The 16,367-nt window shown below is 61.3% G+C and carries 16 protein-coding genes and 1 tRNA gene; 12 read left to right on the top strand and 5 right to left on the bottom strand.

What is annotated here, in order from left to right:
• The first annotated feature begins 5 nt into the window (after positions 1 to 5).
• A complete protein-coding gene (locus tag ACSFC5_RS09420) occupies positions 6 to 215 on the top strand; it encodes a DUF1918 domain-containing protein (RefSeq protein WP_440764954.1) in 210 nt (69 codons plus the stop codon).
• A gap of 58 nt (positions 216 to 273) precedes the next feature.
• Positions 274 to 711, top strand: a complete 438-nt coding sequence (locus tag ACSFC5_RS09415) for an RNA-binding protein (protein WP_440764953.1) — start codon at positions 274 to 276, stop codon at positions 709 to 711.
• Positions 712 to 766: 55 nt separating this feature from the next.
• On the opposite strand, the gene ACSFC5_RS09410 is transcribed toward ACSFC5_RS09415, so the two are convergent.
• Complete coding sequence (locus ACSFC5_RS09410) at positions 767 to 976, bottom strand: hypothetical protein (protein ID WP_440764952.1); 210 nt, start codon at positions 974 to 976, stop codon at positions 767 to 769.
• A 169-nt stretch (positions 977 to 1,145) separates the two neighbouring features.
• On the opposite strand from ACSFC5_RS09410, the gene ACSFC5_RS09405 reads away from it, so the two are divergent.
• The gene (locus ACSFC5_RS09405) at positions 1,146 to 2,909 is read left to right on the top strand and encodes a YcaO-like family protein (protein WP_440764951.1); all 1,764 of its coding nucleotides are present in this window, start codon (positions 1,146 to 1,148) and stop codon (positions 2,907 to 2,909) included.
• A gap of 85 nt (positions 2,910 to 2,994) precedes the next feature.
• Here the strand turns inward: ACSFC5_RS09405 and ACSFC5_RS09400 are convergent, their stop codons facing one another.
• On the bottom strand, positions 2,995 to 3,465 hold the full coding sequence (locus tag ACSFC5_RS09400) for a hypothetical protein (RefSeq protein ID WP_440765039.1): 471 nt from the start codon (positions 3,463 to 3,465) through the stop codon (positions 2,995 to 2,997).
• A 154-nt stretch (positions 3,466 to 3,619) separates the two neighbouring features.
• Here ACSFC5_RS09400 and ACSFC5_RS09395 point away from each other — a divergent pair, with 154 nt between their 5' ends.
• From ACSFC5_RS09395 to ACSFC5_RS09370, 6 genes are all read left to right on the top strand, one after another.
• Entirely contained in the window at positions 3,620 to 4,099 is a 480-nt protein-coding gene (locus ACSFC5_RS09395) for a cupin domain-containing protein (protein WP_440764950.1), read from the top strand.
• 310 nt (positions 4,100 to 4,409) lie between these two features.
• Positions 4,410 to 4,925: a hypothetical protein gene (locus tag ACSFC5_RS09390; protein WP_440764949.1), complete on the top strand. Its 516-nt coding sequence runs from the start codon at positions 4,410 to 4,412 to the stop codon at positions 4,923 to 4,925.
• Positions 4,918 to 6,522 carry a sodium/proline symporter gene (locus ACSFC5_RS09385; protein WP_440764948.1) on the top strand — a complete coding sequence of 535 codons (1,605 nt, stop codon included), beginning with the start codon at positions 4,918 to 4,920 and terminating at the stop codon, positions 6,520 to 6,522. Before ACSFC5_RS09390 ends, ACSFC5_RS09385 begins: the two co-directional genes overlap by 8 nt.
• Positions 6,519 to 6,992 carry a hypothetical protein gene (locus ACSFC5_RS09380; RefSeq protein WP_440764947.1) on the top strand — a complete coding sequence of 158 codons (474 nt, stop codon included), beginning with the start codon at positions 6,519 to 6,521 and terminating at the stop codon, positions 6,990 to 6,992. The genes ACSFC5_RS09385 and ACSFC5_RS09380 overlap by 4 nt, the downstream gene beginning before the upstream one ends.
• 49 nt (positions 6,993 to 7,041) lie before the next feature.
• Complete coding sequence (gene cmk / locus ACSFC5_RS09375; protein WP_440764946.1) at positions 7,042 to 7,653, top strand: (d)CMP kinase; 612 nt, start codon at positions 7,042 to 7,044, stop codon at positions 7,651 to 7,653.
• 106 nt (positions 7,654 to 7,759) lie between these two features.
• The gene (locus tag ACSFC5_RS09370) at positions 7,760 to 9,427 is read left to right on the top strand and encodes an acetate--CoA ligase (RefSeq protein WP_440764945.1); all 1,668 of its coding nucleotides are present in this window, start codon (positions 7,760 to 7,762) and stop codon (positions 9,425 to 9,427) included.
• A gap of 34 nt (positions 9,428 to 9,461) precedes the next feature.
• Here the strand turns inward: ACSFC5_RS09370 and guaB are convergent, their stop codons facing one another.
• On the bottom strand, positions 9,462 to 10,964 hold the full coding sequence (guaB, locus tag ACSFC5_RS09365) for an IMP dehydrogenase (protein ID WP_440764944.1): 1,503 nt from the start codon (positions 10,962 to 10,964) through the stop codon (positions 9,462 to 9,464).
• A 564-nt stretch (positions 10,965 to 11,528) separates the two neighbouring features.
• Here guaB and ACSFC5_RS09360 point away from each other — a divergent pair.
• The 3 genes from ACSFC5_RS09360 to ACSFC5_RS09350 all read left to right on the top strand — a co-directional run bounded on the left by ACSFC5_RS09360 (position 11,529) and on the right by ACSFC5_RS09350 (position 14,440).
• Positions 11,529 to 12,434: a DUF5794 domain-containing protein gene (locus tag ACSFC5_RS09360; protein WP_440764943.1), complete on the top strand. Its 906-nt coding sequence runs from the start codon at positions 11,529 to 11,531 to the stop codon at positions 12,432 to 12,434.
• Between the two features lie 53 nt (positions 12,435 to 12,487).
• A tRNA-Trp gene (locus ACSFC5_RS09355) sits at positions 12,488 to 12,663 on the top strand.
• Between the two features lie 256 nt (positions 12,664 to 12,919).
• On the top strand, positions 12,920 to 14,440 hold the full coding sequence (locus ACSFC5_RS09350; RefSeq protein WP_440764942.1) for a hypothetical protein: 1,521 nt from the start codon (positions 12,920 to 12,922) through the stop codon (positions 14,438 to 14,440).
• A gap of 8 nt (positions 14,441 to 14,448) precedes the next feature.
• Here ACSFC5_RS09350 and ACSFC5_RS09345 read toward each other — a convergent pair whose 3' ends face one another.
• On the bottom strand, positions 14,449 to 15,456 hold the full coding sequence (locus tag ACSFC5_RS09345; RefSeq protein WP_440764941.1) for a tyrosine-type recombinase/integrase: 1,008 nt from the start codon (positions 15,454 to 15,456) through the stop codon (positions 14,449 to 14,451).
• 359 nt (positions 15,457 to 15,815) lie between these two features.
• On the bottom strand, positions 15,816 to 16,358 hold the full coding sequence (locus ACSFC5_RS09340; RefSeq protein ID WP_440765038.1) for a DUF7509 family protein: 543 nt from the start codon (positions 16,356 to 16,358) through the stop codon (positions 15,816 to 15,818).
• Between the last annotated feature and the right edge of the window lie 9 nt (positions 16,359 to 16,367).

Below are 16,367 nucleotides of genomic sequence, written 5' to 3'. Positions count from 1 at the left end.
GGGCTATGAGCTTCGACGAAGACGACAGCGTCGTCCTGCACGACGAGCACAGCGAGTTCGACGGAGAGACCGGCACCATCACGCAGACGATGGAGTCGATGTTCGGCGACGTCACCTACACCGTCAGCTTCGAGGACGGCCAGGAGACCGGCGTTCCCGAGGACTCCCTCGAGGAGGCCGAGGACGACGACGCGGACGACGAAGACGAAGAGTAAGCGAGCGACTGCCCGTACGCCACCCGCTCGAACCGACCCAGATCACGCACGGACCCAGATGCCACAGATCCCGCTTCACTACGTCGACCTACGCACGTTCTGTTACGCCACCGAGGACGAGAAACGCGTCGAGGAGGCGCTCAGAACCTTCCTCCCCGAGGAGTTCGAGATCGAGCGCGCCGAGAGTGAGGGCCACTTCGGCGACCGCATCCTCGTCCTCTCGGCGCGGGTCGAGCGGGCGGACGAGGTTCGTCACGTGCTCTCGCGGCTGGCTGACCTCGAGTCGTTCGACGACCTGATCGACGAACTCGACGAGCGGGTCACCGAGAACACCGAACTCTTCTTGCGACTCGACAAGCAGGCCGCGTTCGCGGGCGACGTTCGGCTGGGCACCGGAATCACCTTCCGCGGGAAGGTCGAGGCCTACCCGGCGAAAAAGGAGCAGGCCGTCGAAAACGCGGAAGAAGTTCTCGAGCGGCTTCGGGACGACGAGTAGCCCGGTTCGATTCTCCGGCGGCCGTCGATTTCGGCAGCCGTGATACCGAAACCCGTTATCGAAGCCGTCGGTACGCTCGCAGGAGCACGGACGCGGCCGTTCCGAGCCCCGGAATTCGCGACGAAAGGGCTGCGGCGCCGAGCAACAGGAGTCCACTCTTTCGGTGCCCCTTCGAGAGTTCCATGACGCCGTCGATCGCCGTCGTGACGACGCCAGCGTTCTTCAGCAGTTCCGTTCGGTCGGCGTGCGCTCGTGTGGAAGCCATGAATCTACGCTAACAACGTCGACCAGCGACAAACCGTGGCGGCCTGCAGGTGTCGGGTCGGAGTCGCCCGGTTCGACGGCTCGACGGCTCTCGATTCGACGGCTCGAGGTCGCTCGCGAGACGGCCGCCGAGCGCGGCGTTTTTGATGCCGGCCTGTGACTGTGCGCGTATGGATATCCACGTCGTCGGCGATGATCCGGTTCGCGCGGCCGTCGTCGCCGCGCTCGGAGACGTCGACGTTTCGGTCGTCAACGCCAGTGCCGACGAGATCGCGGACGCCCGATTCGCGATCGTGAGCGACGTCGCCGGCTTGCCCACCTTCGATCGGGCGAACGAGGCCGCTCGAGCGGGCGGCACCCCGTGGATCGCCGTCGAGATCGGCGGCGTCGGCGGGCAGTCGCTCGCGGCGGTCGACGCGGCCGTCTCGGGGTTCGCCGCCGCGACCGGCTGTTTCGACTGTCTCCGCCACCGCGTCGCCTCGAATCTGGAGGAGGGGACGACGACAGCCCAACCGACGGGAGATCGCAGCGCGGCGCGGTTGGCCGGCGCGGTCGCCGGGCGGGAGTGCGTGCGGGTCCTCTCGGGCGACGAGGAATCGGTGATCGGCCACGTCATCGAGCTTCCACACCAGCGACGGCGCGTGCTGCCGGTGCCGGGCTGTGACTGCCAGGGCGGCGAGCGGAATCGGTCCCTCGAGCGCGACGACGACGCGCTCGGCCTCGACGCGGCCGTCGAGCACGCCGAGGCGGCGATCGACGACCGAGTCGGCGTCGTCTCGAGCATCGGCGAGGTCGCGTCGTTCCCGGTTCCGTACTATCTCGCGACGATGGCGGACACATCGAGCTTTAGCGACGCGAGCGCGCCGACGCAGGCCGCCGGCGTCGCCGACGACTGGAACGCGGCGCTCATGAAAGCCGTCGGCGAGGGCCTCGAGCGCTACTGCGCCGGCGTCTATCGTGAGAGTGAGTTCGTTCACGAGAGCGAGGGCGACCTCGAGAACGCGGTCTCGCCCACCGATCTCGTGCGGCCCGAGGACGCGCCGGCGTACGACGCGAGCGACGAACACCGGTGGATTCCCGGCGAGAACCTTGCGACCGGCGATTCGGTCCATCTACCCGCCGCGGCGGTCCAGTTCCCTCAGCCCGGCGAGCGACTCCTCCCGGCGATCACGACCGGGCTGGGACTCGGCTCCTCTACCGTCGACGCGCTGCTGTCGGGGCTGACGGAGGTGCTCGAGCGCGACGCGACGATGCTCGCGTGGTACTCATCGTTCGAGCCGCTTGGCCTGTCGGTCGACGACGACGGGTTCGACGTACTCGAGCGCCGGGCCCGGAGCGAGGGGCTGTCGGTGACGCCGCTGCTCGTCACGCAGGATATCGATGTCCCCGTGGTCGCCGTCGCCGTCCACCGTGACCCGGAGACGCTCGCGGACAGACTCGAGCCGACGGACGACGAGTGGCCGGCGTTCGCCGTCGGCTCCGCGGCTGGACTCGACGCCACCGCCGCCGCACGGTCGGCGCTCGAGGAGGCGCTGCAGAACTGGACGGAACTGCGCGGGCTCGGTCCCGAGGAGGCCGCCGACGCCTCCGGTTCGATCGGCGAGTACGCCGCGTTCCCAGCGGCCGTCCGGTCTTTCGTCGATGTCGAGCGGACGATTCCGGCCGAAAGCGTCGGTCCGGATCCGGTACCGTCGGGGACGGAGGCGCTCGAGAAACTCGTCTCACGGACGGCTGACGTCGATCTCACGCCCTACGCGGCGCGACTGACGACTCGAGACGTCGAGCGCGTCGGCTTCGAGGCCGTTCGCGTAGTGGTGCCGGGCGCACAGCCGCTTTTCACCGGCGAGCCGTTCTTCGGCGAGCGCGCGCGAACGGTGCCGGACGATCTCGGATTCGAACCGCGACTCGAGCGGGCATACCACCCGTACCCCTGAAACCCGTCGGTGGAGAGCGTGTACGTCGGTATCCAGCACTACGCACGGTGGGGAAGATGTCCGTAAAATAGCACCAAGAGCGCGATTAGTCGTCGGAGTCGGTTTCGTTCTCGTCGCTCTCGTCCCCGTTTTCGTCGCTTTGCTCGTCATCGTCGTCTGCGTCCTCCGTGTCCTCGGTGCCGTCCGCGATCTCGTCTTCGCCCTCACTGCGCTGGACTTCGACGACGAGGTCGTCCTCGGAGATTCGGATCACGACGAGTGAAGTGTCGGGCGTGATCGAGACCGCTCTGACCGTCGCCTCGTCCTCGTTCTCGATGATGGCGGCGCGGAAGCTCTGTTCCGTCTCGTCGAGGTGGGGCGGGCCGACGGTCTCGCCCGGACCGACGGAGTAACTCTGCTCGTAACTCGCGCGGCCTCCGTTGCGCTCTCGAGCCTGGAGGTGGAGGTTCCGGGTGCGGTCGCCCTCGTTGTGGATCTCGATCGGGATGATACCCTGCAGTCCGAAGTGTTCCTGGACGCCGTCGACACAGCCCGCGAGCCCGACGGCGGCCGCCACTCCGGCGGACTGAAGTAGCGTGCGGCGGTTCACACCCGATGCTCGGGAGCGAGCGAACGTAGGCATTACTCTTCGTCGCTCCGCGAGCCGCTTCCGTGTGATTGTGATGGACTATCGTGCGGTTTTATGATACGAGAGGGAAACACACGCACGTATGGAGAAAACCGCAATCGACGACGTCGATATCGAGACCAACCCGATGGATGTCCACTCGATCAGACGGCCGATTTCGAAGGCACTCGGCTTCTCGGACTTCGCGATGAACTACTTCGAACTCGAGGCCGACGAGTCCTTCTCCGGCGGCTATCACACCCACCACGATCAGGAGGAGGTGTTCTACGTGCAATCCGGGACCGCGACGTTCGACACCGAGGAGGGCGAGGTCACCGTCGGGGAAGACGAGGTGATTCGGTTCGCTCCGGGGGAGTTCCAGCAGGGCTACAACGACGGCGACGACCCGGTCGTCGGCTTCGCCTTCGGCGCACCCGGTGCCCAACACGACTGGGACCAGATCGAATCGATGATCTTCTGCCAGGACTGCGAGGAGGAGGTCGGTCACGGATTGGAACTTACTAACGAAGGTGCGTTCCGAATGACCTGTACCGACTGCGACAACGCGTTTACGATCGGATAATCGGAAACGCTCATCTTAGCCGTTTCAGTGACTTTCCCGTCGATTCACTCGCCTTCGGAGCGATGACTCGACGATCGTTTTGAGCCCTGTCTCGAGGAGGCTATTGACATGTTAACAAGCACATTCTCGGGGGTATAGAGCGTGGCATGTAGTATCGTGATGGTCACCAACGGAGAGTTCGCTCGAGCGGGCCGTGACGCACCGCTGTAGTGACGATCACTGGAATCGGGAACGATCCCTCGAGAACGGGTTGGACGGCGGGTAGAACCGAATCGAACGCGAAGCGACTTCGACACGAGTAACCAACACAATGGCACGAAATCGAACGATGGGTGCGCTCGGTGTACTTTCACTGATCGCACTGATTACGGCGAGTCTCGGGTTGTACAGGGCGTTTTCCTTCGTCGGGGCGGCGGTCATCCTCACGGTGATCGCGTCCGCGACGATCGAACGAAGCGACGGCGATCCGGATTTCGCACCGTACACCGGACTGATCGGTGCACTGGCGACGTTCTTTCTGATCGGTTTGGGCGGAATATGGTTGACGTGGGAACCGGGCACCGCGGAGTACAGCTACGTGCTCGGGGTCCCGGTCTCGACGCTCATCTACTTCGGGTTCATCTGGCTGTTACCGCTGACCGCCGCGATCTACTACTCGCTGATCTTCGATCGGATCGCGAGCGACGAGATCGTCGACGATATCATCGAATCGGCCCGCGAACGACAGCGCCGGGAGTCGTTCCCGCTGGCGCCGGAGCAGCCGACACGAACCGCCGAGACGGCCGACGGCGGCGAACTGACGACCGGAGGTGAGAGCGATGAGTAACGCGCTCTCGATGCTTTCGGTGGCGCCGATGCCGTTGCAGGAGGAGGGGATCCCGATCGCCGACGACCCGATCATCATCGGTTTCGGGGCTGCCTATCTGCTCATCGTCATCGCGATCGGCGCCTGGGGCTGGATGCAGACCGAATCGACGAGCGACTTCCTGATCACGGGCAAGAGCATCGGGACGTGGGTCCTCGCGCTGACCGCGTTCTCGGTGATCCAGTCCGGGTTCGGCTTCGTCGGCGGACCCGAACTGGTCTACACGTTCGGGACGTCCGCGCTGTGGATCTTCTTTACAGCACCGCTCGGCTTCCTGCTCACGTGGATCGTTTTGGCAAAGCGGATGCGAATTCTCGCCGACATCCGCAACGTGTTGACCCTGCCGGACGCGATGTACGTCCGCTACGAGAGCGAGTGGGTCCGCGGACTCGGCGGCGTCGCCGTTGCGCTGGGCGTCGTCGCCTACCTCGCGGTCAACCTGGCCGCGCTGCAGTTCGTCATGCGCGCCATCTTCGGCATTCCGCTCATCTGGGGCCTGCTCGGCGGCGCCCTCATTCTCCTCCTGTACAGCATGCTCGGCGGAATGATCGCCGGCGTCTGGACCGACTTCCTGCAGGCGATCACGATGATCGTCGGCGCGGGGTTCGTCTTCGCCTACGCGATGTCGTTCGGCGGCGGGATGGGAACCATCTCGCGGAACCTCGCCAGCGCGGATCCGAACCTCATCTCGCCGTTCGGCGCGCTAGGTGCCCCCGCCGTCGCCGTCCTCGTCGGCATTTCGTGGTGGATGCTGTTCTCCATCGGTGCGGCCGGACAGCCCCACCTCATCACGAAGTTCTACATGAGCCGCGACATGAAGATCCTGAAGTGGGGCGCGCCGATCGCGGCCATCTCCTACGCCATCTCGAGTTTGATCGCCTTCTCGGCGGGGCTCTCGATGCGCGCGATGGTCGAAGCCGGCGAAATCTCTGAAACGTTCTCCGCCTCCGAGGTCGGTCCGGTCTTCGTCCTCGATCACACGGGAAGCGTCGTCGCGGGGCTGATCCTCGCCGCGCTGCTCGCGGCGATCATGTCGACGAGCGACTCGTTTCTCAACATCGGGGCGGCGGCCATCTCGCGGGACATCCCACGAGCACTCGGAAAACCGATCACCGACGACAAGACCGAACTCCGCGTGACCCAGGCCGCCCTCGCCACGCTAACGGTGCTCTCGACGCTCGTCGTCTTCTACTCCCAGGCGCTGGTCGGCATTCTGGGCGCGATCAGTTGGGGCTTCTTCGCCGCCGCGTTCGTTCCGGTGGTGGTGTTGGGACTCAACTGGAAGGGAGCGACGAAGGAGGGAGCGATCGCTTCGCTCGTCGTCGGCATGCTGTTCAACATCGTCTACAACGTTCCGGGCGAACTGGCTGCGGTTACGGAGGCCGGCTGGGCGACCGCGCTCAACGATTTCGTCATGATGACGTACCCGTATCCCGCGGAGGTTCCGTCAGAAGCGATCGGATTGCTGGTCGCGATGATCGTCTTCATCTTCGTCTCCATTGCGACCCAGGATCGCAACGAACTCCCGAACGACCTCCACGCCCTGTTCGAACGATGATGGTCCACACCGAGGAATCGATCGCGCGACTCACGCGGTGGCTCCGCCAGCGCCCGAACTCGATCGAGTTCTGGGAACTGGTGGTGACGAACGAGCGACTCGTCTGGTGTTACGTCGGCCAGTCCTACCGCTCGATGCTGTTGCGAGCCGATATGGGCGAGCGCGACCGGGCCATCGTTGAGGACAGCCGCCCCGAGGAACTACTCGACCTCGCCGAGGAGAACTTCGCGATTCCGCTCGAGGCCCTCGAGTCGATTCGACATGTCGAAGGGACGCGGTTTCGCCGCGCCAGACTCGAACTCGAGTGGTCCGAGGCGGGCCTCGACGACACCCGGTACGGCGGCGGGATGACGCTCGTCAGCACCAGCGAGGCCGACCCACAGCGGGAGACCGTGGCGGCCCTCGCGGAGGACTCGCGACTCGAGCACGTCGGGATCGAACTCGACTCGCCGCGCTGGTCGCTCTTTTAGCGCGCGATCAGTCGGACCGTTTTTCACGCAGAACCGTGAGCAAGCACGTATGTCTACGGACCCGACGGCGGTGGGCGAGATCGACACGACACTGTTCATTACGGTCTCCGGGCCACCGGGCTGTGGCGCGACGACGCTCTGTGAGCAACTCGCCGACGCGATGGGCTGTCCGTACGTCTCCGGCGGCGACATCTTCCGCGAGATCGCCGAGGATCGCGGCATGAACCTCAACCAGTTGACGGCCCAGGCGGACTCCTCCGAGGAGATCGACCGCGCGATCGACCAGCGCCTCCAGCAGATCGCCGAGAAGTGGGGAACGGCGAACAAACCCTTCATCCTCGAGTCCCGCCTCGCCGGCTGGCTGGCCGGCGAACGGGCCGACCTCCGCATCTGGCTCGACGCGCCCGAGGACGTCCGCGCGGACCGGATCGAGGGTCGTATCGAAACCGAAGCCGAGATGCGCGTCCGCGAGGTCAGCGAGGCCGGTCGCTACCAGTCCTACTACGCAATCGACATCGACGACCGGGAGTTCTACGACCTCTCGATCAACACCGCCCGCTGGAGCAAACGCGGCGTGTTCGAACTCGTGCGGGCTGCACTCGAGGAGTACGATCCCGAGATCGACGAAGGGGCGTTCTCGACGCCGGCCGTCGATCCGTAGCACCGCGATTCGGACGAATTTTGCCCGCGACGCAGTGACGGTCGTCGAGTCGTCGCCGCTCGCGGTCGATGGCTATTTTGTGCTGTGTGTGTGATCAACTAGCAGTATGGCGTACTACGTCACCGTCGACGGAGACTCGTACGAGGAGGCCCGCGAGTCGTTCTCGTGGGACGTTCCCTCGGGGTTCAACGCGGCCGCGGATCTGGTCGGCAAGCACGACGACGGCGAACAAGTCGCGCTCTATCAGGTAGCGGTTGACGGTGGCCACAAGGCGTACACGTTCGCCGACCTCGACGCGCGCTCCAACGCGGTCGCGAACGCACTCGAGTCCCGCGACGTCGAGTACGGCGACCGCGTCGCCGTCGTCGTCCCGCAGAAGCCGGCGAACGTCCTCACCCACCTCGCCTGCTGGAAACTGGGTGCGGTCTCGCTCCCGCTGTCGGTGCTGTTCGGCGACGACGCGCTCCGCTATCGACTGACCGACAGCGAAGCCCGCGTGGCCGTCGTCGACGCGAGCCAGTGGGAGACGGTGCGCGAGGTCGCGCCGGACTGTCCCCGACTCGAGTCCGTCCTCGTCGTCGGGAGTTCGGGGCGGGCTATCGATTCGGAGGCCATCGACGACGTGACGGTGGAGCGGTTCGCGGACGCCGTCGACTGGGACGAGACGGCGTTCGAACTGGCCGATACGGACGCCGACACGTCCGCGATCATCATGTACACGAGCGGCAGCACGGGCGAGCCGAAGGGCGTCCTCCACACGCACGGCGTCTGGATCGGACACTGTCCGGCGTTTACGATGTACTTCGAGCGCGACGTCCGCGACGGCGTCTACTGGACGCCCGCCGACTGGGCCTGGATCGGCGCGCTCGGCGACCTCGTCTTCCCGGCCTGGCACTACGGCCGGCCGGTGGTGGGGTACCCGATGGGCTCGTTCGACCCCGAGCGCGCCTACGAGATTATGGCCCAGTTCGACGTCACCGACGCCTTCCTCCCGCCGACGGCGATCCGGCTGCTGATGAGCGTCGACGAGCCCGGCGAGCGGTACAACCTTTCCCTCGAGGCGATCTGTTCCGGCGGGGAACCGCTAACCGGGGAGATCCTCGAGTGGGCTGACAAGGTCCTCGAGGGCGTAATCGTCGACGAACTCTACGGCCAGACGGAGGCGAACCTGCTCGTGACCAACTGCCGGGAGTGGTTTCCCGCGAAGCCGGGCAGCATGGGGAAACCCGTGCCGGGTCACGACGTCGCCGTGGTCGATTCCGAGACCGGCGAGCGCGTGGAGGCGGGCGACATCGGCGAGATTGCCGTCCGTCGCGGCGACGATCCGGTGATCTTCGAGACGTACTGGAACGCTCCGGAGAAGACGGCGGCGGTGACGCTGGGAGACGGCCCCGACGGGGGCGTCTGGCACCTCACGGGCGACTTGGCCGAACGCGACGACGACGGCTACTACTGGTTTACGTCACGAGACGACGACCTCATCATCACGAGCGGCTACCGCGTCGCGCCGCGGGAGGTCGAGGAGACGATTCTCGAGCACGAGGCCGTCGAACAGGTCGGCGTCGTCGGCGTTCCGGACGAGACCCGGAGCGAGGTTATCAAGGCCGTCGTCCAGCTGACGGGTGATGTCACCGGAACCGAGGCTGTGCGCGCCGAGATACGTGAGTTAGTCCGTGAGAAGCTAGCGGCGTACGAATATCCGCGTGAGATCGAGTTTCGAGAGGAGCTCCCGACCACGACGACCGGGAAGATCCGGCGAACTGAACTCGTCTGAGTCGCTTCCGGGACCGCGGTTTCCGAGTGGTCCCTTACTCGCTGTCGGGCGAGTAGTTCGGCGCTTCGTCGGTGATGACGACGTCGTGGGCGTGACTCTCGGCCTGGCCGGCCGCGGAGACACGGACGAACTCGCTGCGCTCTTTGAATTCGGGGATCGTCTCGGCGCCGACGTAGCCCATGCCGGACTGCATCCCGCCGGCGAGCTGGTGGAGTTCGGACCTGAGCGTTCCTTTGTACGGGGTTGCGGCCTCGACGCCTTCGGGGACGTACTCGTCGTCCTCGTTCGGTTCTTCCTTGAGGTATCGGTCGCTGTCGCCGGACTTCATCGCGCCGACGGAGCCCATGCCGCGGTACTGCTTGTACTTCTTGCCGTTCATCGTGACGACGCGGCCGGGCGCCTCCTCGGTACCGGCGAAGTAGGAGCCGAGCATGACGGCGTCCGCACCGGCGGCGACCGCTTTGATCGCGTCGCCGGAGTACCGAATTCCGCCGTCGGCGATCACCGGTACGTCGTGTTCGCTCGCGACGTCTGCGACCTGTGCAACGGCCGTGATCTGTGGCATACCGGAGCCCGAGACGATTCGGGTCGTACAGATCGAGCCCGGACCGATACCGACTTTGATCCCGTCCGCGAAGTCGACCAGATCCGCGGCCGCTTCGCGCGTCCCGACGTTACCGACGACGACGTCGGCCTCGACGGACTCCTTGATCTCTCGAGCGCCGTCGATGACGTTCAGGTTGTGGGCGTGGGCGGTATCGATGAACAGCACGTCCGCGCCGGCCTCGTCGGCGGCCTCGGCTCGCTCCTGTTCGAAGGGGCTGACGGCGACGCCACAGCGGAGGCGTCCGTCGTCGTCGCGGACGGCCTGTTGGTACTCGCGGCGCTGGAGGATGCCCTGCATCGTCACCAGCCCGACCAGCAGGTTCTCGTCGTCGACGACCGGCACGCGCTCGATTTTGTGCTCGTACATCAGGTCGAACGCGTCGCGCGGATCGATGTCCTCGGAGGCCGTCACGACCTCGTCGGTCATCGCTTCGGTGACCGGATCGTCCTCGTTGACCTCGAGGTGGGGTCGGATGTCGGTACTCGAGATGATGCCAAGCACCTCGCCGCGGGTGTTGACGACCGGTGCACCGCCGACGCCCTGGCGGGCCATCTGCTCGTCGACTTCCCGGACGCTCATCTCGGGATCGGCGGTGACGACCGAGTCGAGCGGGATGATGAGTTCGTCGGCGCTCTTGACCCGTTCGATCTCCTCGACCATCGCGTCGACGTTCATGTTGCGATGGAGAACGCCCAGGCCGCCGTGGCGGGCCATCGCGATGGCCATCCCGCTCTCGGTGACGGTGTCCATCGCGGCCGAGAGGATCGGCACCGACACCTCGACGGATTTCGAGACGTACGTGGTGAGGTCCGCGTCGTCGGGTTCGACGCGACTCTCTTTCGGACGCAAGAGGACGTCGTCGAAGGTTAGCGCTTCCGGTACCTGTAATTTCGAAGAATAAGGCTCCTGCTCAGGGATATCGTTCGCCATGTAAACCGTCCGAACCCGTGAGCAAAAAGCGTTGCGAGATACGAACTGGGTGCGAACGGTTGTCGAGGCTTTCGGCGAGAAAGTGATACCCGGTAGCGGGATGGACGAACGTCGACGAGCGTGAACCCGTGCGCTCGAGGTGGCCGGACGACCGCGGGCCGTACGGAAAACCCATAGCGCCGGTCGTTGACTCTTTTCGAGTGGACGTTCGTCGACCGAACCACGCTCTCAGCCACAGTTGTCAAGCGCAGGTGTGTACATTCCCGACCGCTTCTGGCACCCAGTGGTACGAATGCGGCAAGTTATGCGACCGCGTCCCACACAACGCTTATTGAGAATCCGGTTCTCGATACGGGTATGTACGCTGTGAATTTCAGTGCTGCCCGAACCGTTGGTCGGACGAGCGTCGACAGTGACGCCGCCAATTTCCAGTTCGGGAAATTCACAAAACAATTCACAGCGCGAGGCCGCAACTGGACGACCCGGTGTGCGATTCACCAGTCTCGACGGGACCGTCCACCCTATTGCCCACCGGCCTCGGGTCATGGCCATCGAGCCTGACTCATGAGTACGTCACGACACCCGGTCGCACTCCGCCTCGAGCGAATAGTCGGTGGTGATACCCGTCTGTTAGCGCTGGTGATGATGTTGCCGCTGATCGACGGCGTCTTCCCGGCGCTGATCCTTGCGGGCGCGTTGGACGACCCGCTCGGTGCCGTCCAGGTCGGCCTACTGATCTTCGGCGGCAGCGCCACGGTCGCGGTGATCCTCGCAGAGATGTCCGGGACGCCCCGGGAACAGGCCACGATCGTCATGCTCGTCGGAGTTCCGCTGATACTACTCGCGGGAGTGCAGGCCGCGCTCGCGCCGGCGATCGGGAGCGTCCTCGATATCGTCATCTTCGAACGGTTCGCGGCGCTGGTCATCGTCGCCATCGCGGCCAAGACCGCCAGCGCGACGATCGGCGACTACCTCCCGAACCCGGCCGTCATCATCGGCCTCGGGCTCGTCGCGAGCATCGACCCCGCGGGTGCCGAGTTCGTCGTCATGGACAACCCCGCATTGGTCGCAAACGCCGTCCTCGCCGCGGGCGTCGGCGTCGCGTTCGCGCTCGCCATCGCCCTCGGCGGCCCGTACCTCCGCGGTTGCATGGACATCGATCGCTTCCGCTTCGGCAGCGCGGTCGCCCTCGGACTGCTCCCGCTGTCGATGCTCGGGATGGCCTTCGGACAGGCACCGCTAGCCGCGCTGCTCGTCGCCGGCGTGTTCGCGATCGATCTGCCGCTCGAGCGCGACTCGAGTGACAGCGCAACCGACGGCGACGATTCGCCCACGGACAGCCTGGGCGCGCTGACCGACGGCGGCGGGTCGGATCCCGACGACGCGGACTCGAGCGACGACGACTCCGATTCGGGACCGTATCCGGGCGACGACTCGACCGACACGCAGGGTCGGGCCCCGTGGCTGTAGGGCGGATTCCGAATCGAAACCACTTTACGCAGGATCGACCAACTGCAAAACGAGGGGCTGTGGCCAAGCCAGGGATGGCGACTGACTCCAGAGGCTACGGCGCCCGGGACGACACTCCAGACTGATATACTGATCGGACACCTGATCAGTGTCCGTGTGATGACCCTCTGGAGTTCCGAGGCGCACCGGAGATATCAGTCGATCGGGGGTTCAAATCCCTCCGGCCCCATTACTCCCTCTATCGCTTCAAAATGGTTAGCAGAGAGTATCCTCCTTAAATTCGCGCCCTCAATGTAGTGATGGATTTCAGTCGGTCAGGGGTTGGAGTCACGTGCCTTCCTGCGATTCAGAGTTATGATGCTAAGTGAAAGTGATCGGGACTCCCTTCCCTCAATGCGATTGAACGCAGAAGACAACAGCTGAAGATGTCTATTTTATAACAAAAGCCAATACTATTTTGTAAATGAAATGTATTGATACCAATAATGTCTAGACAAAGCGTCGATAATCTTAGTTTCATTTCTGCCGCTACCAGGTACAATACTGAGAGAAGACCACTTCTACGAGGGTACTTTGATAAAGCTCTACAGACAGGTGAGTTGTTTGATGGCAAAGTCTCAGATATAGCTATTAGCGACTATGGGGAAAACAATGGTTTAGACCCAGATGAACCAGAGCAATCGTTTCGAGAACTACTACTGATGTATCCCGATGATCCCGATCTACAACATTACCAGATGTATCTTAGTATACGCTATGCTGATTTGAGTGAACAGATTCGGAATGAATTAGGATATTCAGCAGTTGATTTGGTCTCTTTTGAGGCATTTATTTATAACCAGATTGCAGACAGAGCTGAAAATTTGGACATTAAATCCAATTTTTATGAATTCGAGGATAAAGAAGAATATACAGAAATGAATGAATTTGAAGATCCTAGTAAGCAATTCCAGAATAGATGGCGAGCTTGTATCGAATTCTCACGAAGCGAGCTAATTGATTCCTTTTTGGCTAAAACGGATAATCAGCAGTTGGCACAATCTCTTTCCCTCACCGAGCGGATTGACGCAGCAAATGCGATGATTGATTTTCTCTCTAAACCATATGGACCTGAAGTCGAATACTCCCAACATCAGTTTCTAAAAACGCCACTCTTTGAGGTAGTTGGTGAGGAAAACAGGATTTTAGTTCCGTTCCCTTCCCTCTTAGTGAGTACAACACAAATAAGAATAGAGGAAATTTTCCAGAATCATAAAAGTTTGAGAGATTTAGAAGACAATCAGAAGGGCGATCTAGTCGAAGAATTAGCTTTAGAAGCACTTGCTGAGTTCAATAGTCGAAATCTGGTTCACTCTTTCAAATATACTGATCCTCATCCTCATGAGACAGATGGATTACTCTTTTTTGAAAATTCTTACTGGGCTGTAGAAGTCAAATCTCATCCAATCTTCCGGAAGGTCCCCGGCAATGCCTCGATAGCACTAAACAGATTTGAAGAAAAGTTCAAAGATGCGATCTCACAGGGGGATAACACATTAAAATTCTTAAAAGACCAAGGAGAGGATGTATTGTACCATCTCGCAGGTGATAAATCCCCACTCGAGAAGGAATATGGAGTAATAGTAGTTCTCGATGGATTACTACCTACCTTGTTTTCTCAAAACCAACATATTGACCAAACATTTGGAATGAACGGGATTTACGAAGCAGTCGAGGAAGGAGATCGCGTCTTGCTAATAACACTCTTTGATCTGTTTGAATTGGCACATCAGACTGACGAATTAGGCCGATTAGAAGACTTCCTTATCTGGAGAACAGATTTCGGCTTTGATATGCCCGTCTCGGCATTCAACGAGCGTGAATATTGGGCTATGTTCTTTGACAACTATGATTCTGATAAAGATTTTCAGGAAATAATCGATGACGCTGCAAAGAAAAAATCACTTATCACATACATCAGCAATAGGTTCAACGACAAGCCATATCTTCCCGACGATGGACTTTGATACTCTATTTAGAGGTTATCCAAATACTGCCTTCTAGTTGTTGCTCGCTCGCCTTCTGTTCGACTGTCGTAGTGTTCTTCCAGAACGTCAACGGTTACATTCGCCCGTTCGCTAACTTTCTCCGCAGGCCAGTCTCGATTGAGATGATAGGTTATCGCAGCACGTCGGATCGGGTGAGGACTCCGACTTGATGGACATTGGGATGAGTTTGCCTTCCTGATCGCCGCTTCACACTCCTCAATGCAGCGATCATGTGGACAATTCCCGCCGATCTTACACGGTCGGGTAATCCCGTAGAAGTTTTTTCTGAGTGCTGTCCGAGATAGGCGACCGTGGCGGGTAGTAAAAAGCGGTTCCCGACCGTAGTCGTCTGTCACGTCATGCCGTTGAACTTGAATGTAGTCGTCAAGAACTTGTGTGATTCGATCGTTTAGATTCACAATGCGCTCCCCCTCAATGCCGTTCTTTAGCGGAGTGCCAGTCTCCGGGCGATGACGCACTTTGAGCCGTTTCTGACCCGAGAGATAGTCTTCAAGATCAAGGCCAACGGCTGTGCCCATGCGGAAACAAGTGTGCCACATTAGCTGGAAGACAGCATGGCGGCGCGTAGCATATTCGAATTTGTAGTAGTAGTTCAGAATGTCTTCTATTCGGTTGAGTGAAAGAACTGTTTCGCTCACCCGATCATCGGAATTGAGATCAGGGAGCTGCACCAGCTCTGCAAATCCTTGCTCGACGAGTTCTGCCTGCTCGCACCAGCGGAGGAATACCCGGAGGGTCGAGAGATTGTTCTTCAACGTGACCTCCTTGATGCCCTGTCCTCGCCTTCGGAGCTTGTACTGTTTCAGGTGGTAGCCGTGAAGCTCTCCGACCTCCTCAATGCCTTGATTCTCACAGAACTGTATTAGCTCCTTGAGTGCGTACTTGTAGTTTCGATGGCTGGCTTTGCTGACTTCATCCTCTCGCTCTGCGAGGAAGTCCTCTACTGCTTGCTTCGGAGTTACGTTCGGTGTCATTGGTATCGATCTGAACCGCCGAACGTGAGCTGACCACCGGATCAACCCTCAGGTGATGGAAGCGGGGGGGTTCCCTCGCGCACCACTCGGGTATCAGGGTCGGTTTACCGACGAGAGTGCCATATTCGGTGCGTATGGCGCTCCTCTCGTCGGATCGGGGTTCAAATCCCTCCGGCCCCATACTTTTGTCGCGAGCAAGTCCGCGAGCGACAGGTATGTAATCCGGAGGATTTGAATCAGGGAGCAGCTTGCTGCGACCGTGGTACAAATTCCTCTGGCCCATTCCGTCGGACGTTCCATTCGAGAGACATCAACCGGTCGAACAATTCGTTGCACGACGGAAAACGTCATGTCGACGATCAGCCGAGGTGGTTGAGGTCGCCGCGGCGTTCGCGGTGCATGATTCCGCCAACGAACCGGCGGAGGGTATCGACGAGTTCGGTCTCGGTCTCGTACGTTTCGACTCGCAGGTCCCACTGTACCGTCGCTGATCGCATCATCGCACTCGTTACGTCGTCCTCGTGAACAAAGAGCAACCGACCAGCATGCGTTTCCGCGAGGTTCTCGAGAATACTTCCGGCTTCCTCAGTGACGCCGAAGTTGTGTCCGAGAAACGGGACGATGAACGCGGTCGCATTGCTGCATCGCGTGTACTCGATGCTCTGGGTCACTGCATTCACGTTGTCAGTGTCCACATCGGCGTCGAGGGCCAGAAACGCGTTCACTCCGGGGTCGGTTCGGAGCTCACCCTGTACCCGCCGCAAGAGCGCCTGTGCCTCGGTGATGTCAATTTTGTTCCGGAACAGTTTGCGAAGGGGACCTGGAAGTTCGTCGACGTCGATGTCTCGACGCTCTTCGTCGCTGAGCACGTAGTTGAGGTTGAACGACTTGTACGGTCCCATTAGATAGAA

The organism is Natronorubrum marinum (assembly GCF_052040125.1).
Taxonomy (GTDB): domain Archaea; phylum Halobacteriota; class Halobacteria; order Halobacteriales; family Natrialbaceae; genus Natronorubrum.
Note: the sequence above shows the minus strand (reverse complement) of the source record. Positions and strands in the feature narration are given on the sequence as shown.

What these genes read in the sequence shown, in the direction of transcription:
- ACSFC5_RS09420 (WP_440764954.1), top strand. Translation starts at nt 6, where the DNA reads ATGAGCTTCGACGAAGACGACAGCGTCGTCCTGCACGACGAGCACAGC.
- ACSFC5_RS09415 (WP_440764953.1), top strand. Translation starts at nt 274, where the DNA reads ATGCCACAGATCCCGCTTCACTACGTCGACCTACGCACGTTCTGTTAC.
- ACSFC5_RS09410 (WP_440764952.1), bottom strand. Translation starts at nt 976, where the DNA reads ATGGCTTCCACACGAGCGCACGCCGACCGAACGGAACTGCTGAAGAAC.
- ACSFC5_RS09405 (WP_440764951.1), top strand. Translation starts at nt 1,146, where the DNA reads ATGGATATCCACGTCGTCGGCGATGATCCGGTTCGCGCGGCCGTCGTC.
- ACSFC5_RS09395 (WP_440764950.1), top strand. Translation starts at nt 3,620, where the DNA reads ATGGAGAAAACCGCAATCGACGACGTCGATATCGAGACCAACCCGATG.
- ACSFC5_RS09390 (WP_440764949.1), top strand. Translation starts at nt 4,410, where the DNA reads ATGGCACGAAATCGAACGATGGGTGCGCTCGGTGTACTTTCACTGATC.
- ACSFC5_RS09385 (WP_440764948.1), top strand. Translation starts at nt 4,918, where the DNA reads ATGAGTAACGCGCTCTCGATGCTTTCGGTGGCGCCGATGCCGTTGCAG.
- ACSFC5_RS09380 (WP_440764947.1), top strand. Translation starts at nt 6,519, where the DNA reads ATGATGGTCCACACCGAGGAATCGATCGCGCGACTCACGCGGTGGCTC.
- cmk (WP_440764946.1), top strand. Translation starts at nt 7,042, where the DNA reads ATGTCTACGGACCCGACGGCGGTGGGCGAGATCGACACGACACTGTTC.
- ACSFC5_RS09370 (WP_440764945.1), top strand. Translation starts at nt 7,760, where the DNA reads ATGGCGTACTACGTCACCGTCGACGGAGACTCGTACGAGGAGGCCCGC.
- guaB (WP_440764944.1), bottom strand. Translation starts at nt 10,964, where the DNA reads ATGGCGAACGATATCCCTGAGCAGGAGCCTTATTCTTCGAAATTACAG.
- ACSFC5_RS09360 (WP_440764943.1), top strand. Translation starts at nt 11,529, where the DNA reads ATGAGTACGTCACGACACCCGGTCGCACTCCGCCTCGAGCGAATAGTC.
- ACSFC5_RS09350 (WP_440764942.1), top strand. Translation starts at nt 12,920, where the DNA reads ATGTCTAGACAAAGCGTCGATAATCTTAGTTTCATTTCTGCCGCTACC.
- ACSFC5_RS09345 (WP_440764941.1), bottom strand. Translation starts at nt 15,456, where the DNA reads ATGACACCGAACGTAACTCCGAAGCAAGCAGTAGAGGACTTCCTCGCA.
- ACSFC5_RS09340 (WP_440765038.1), bottom strand. Translation starts at nt 16,358, where the DNA reads ATGGGACCGTACAAGTCGTTCAACCTCAACTACGTGCTCAGCGACGAA.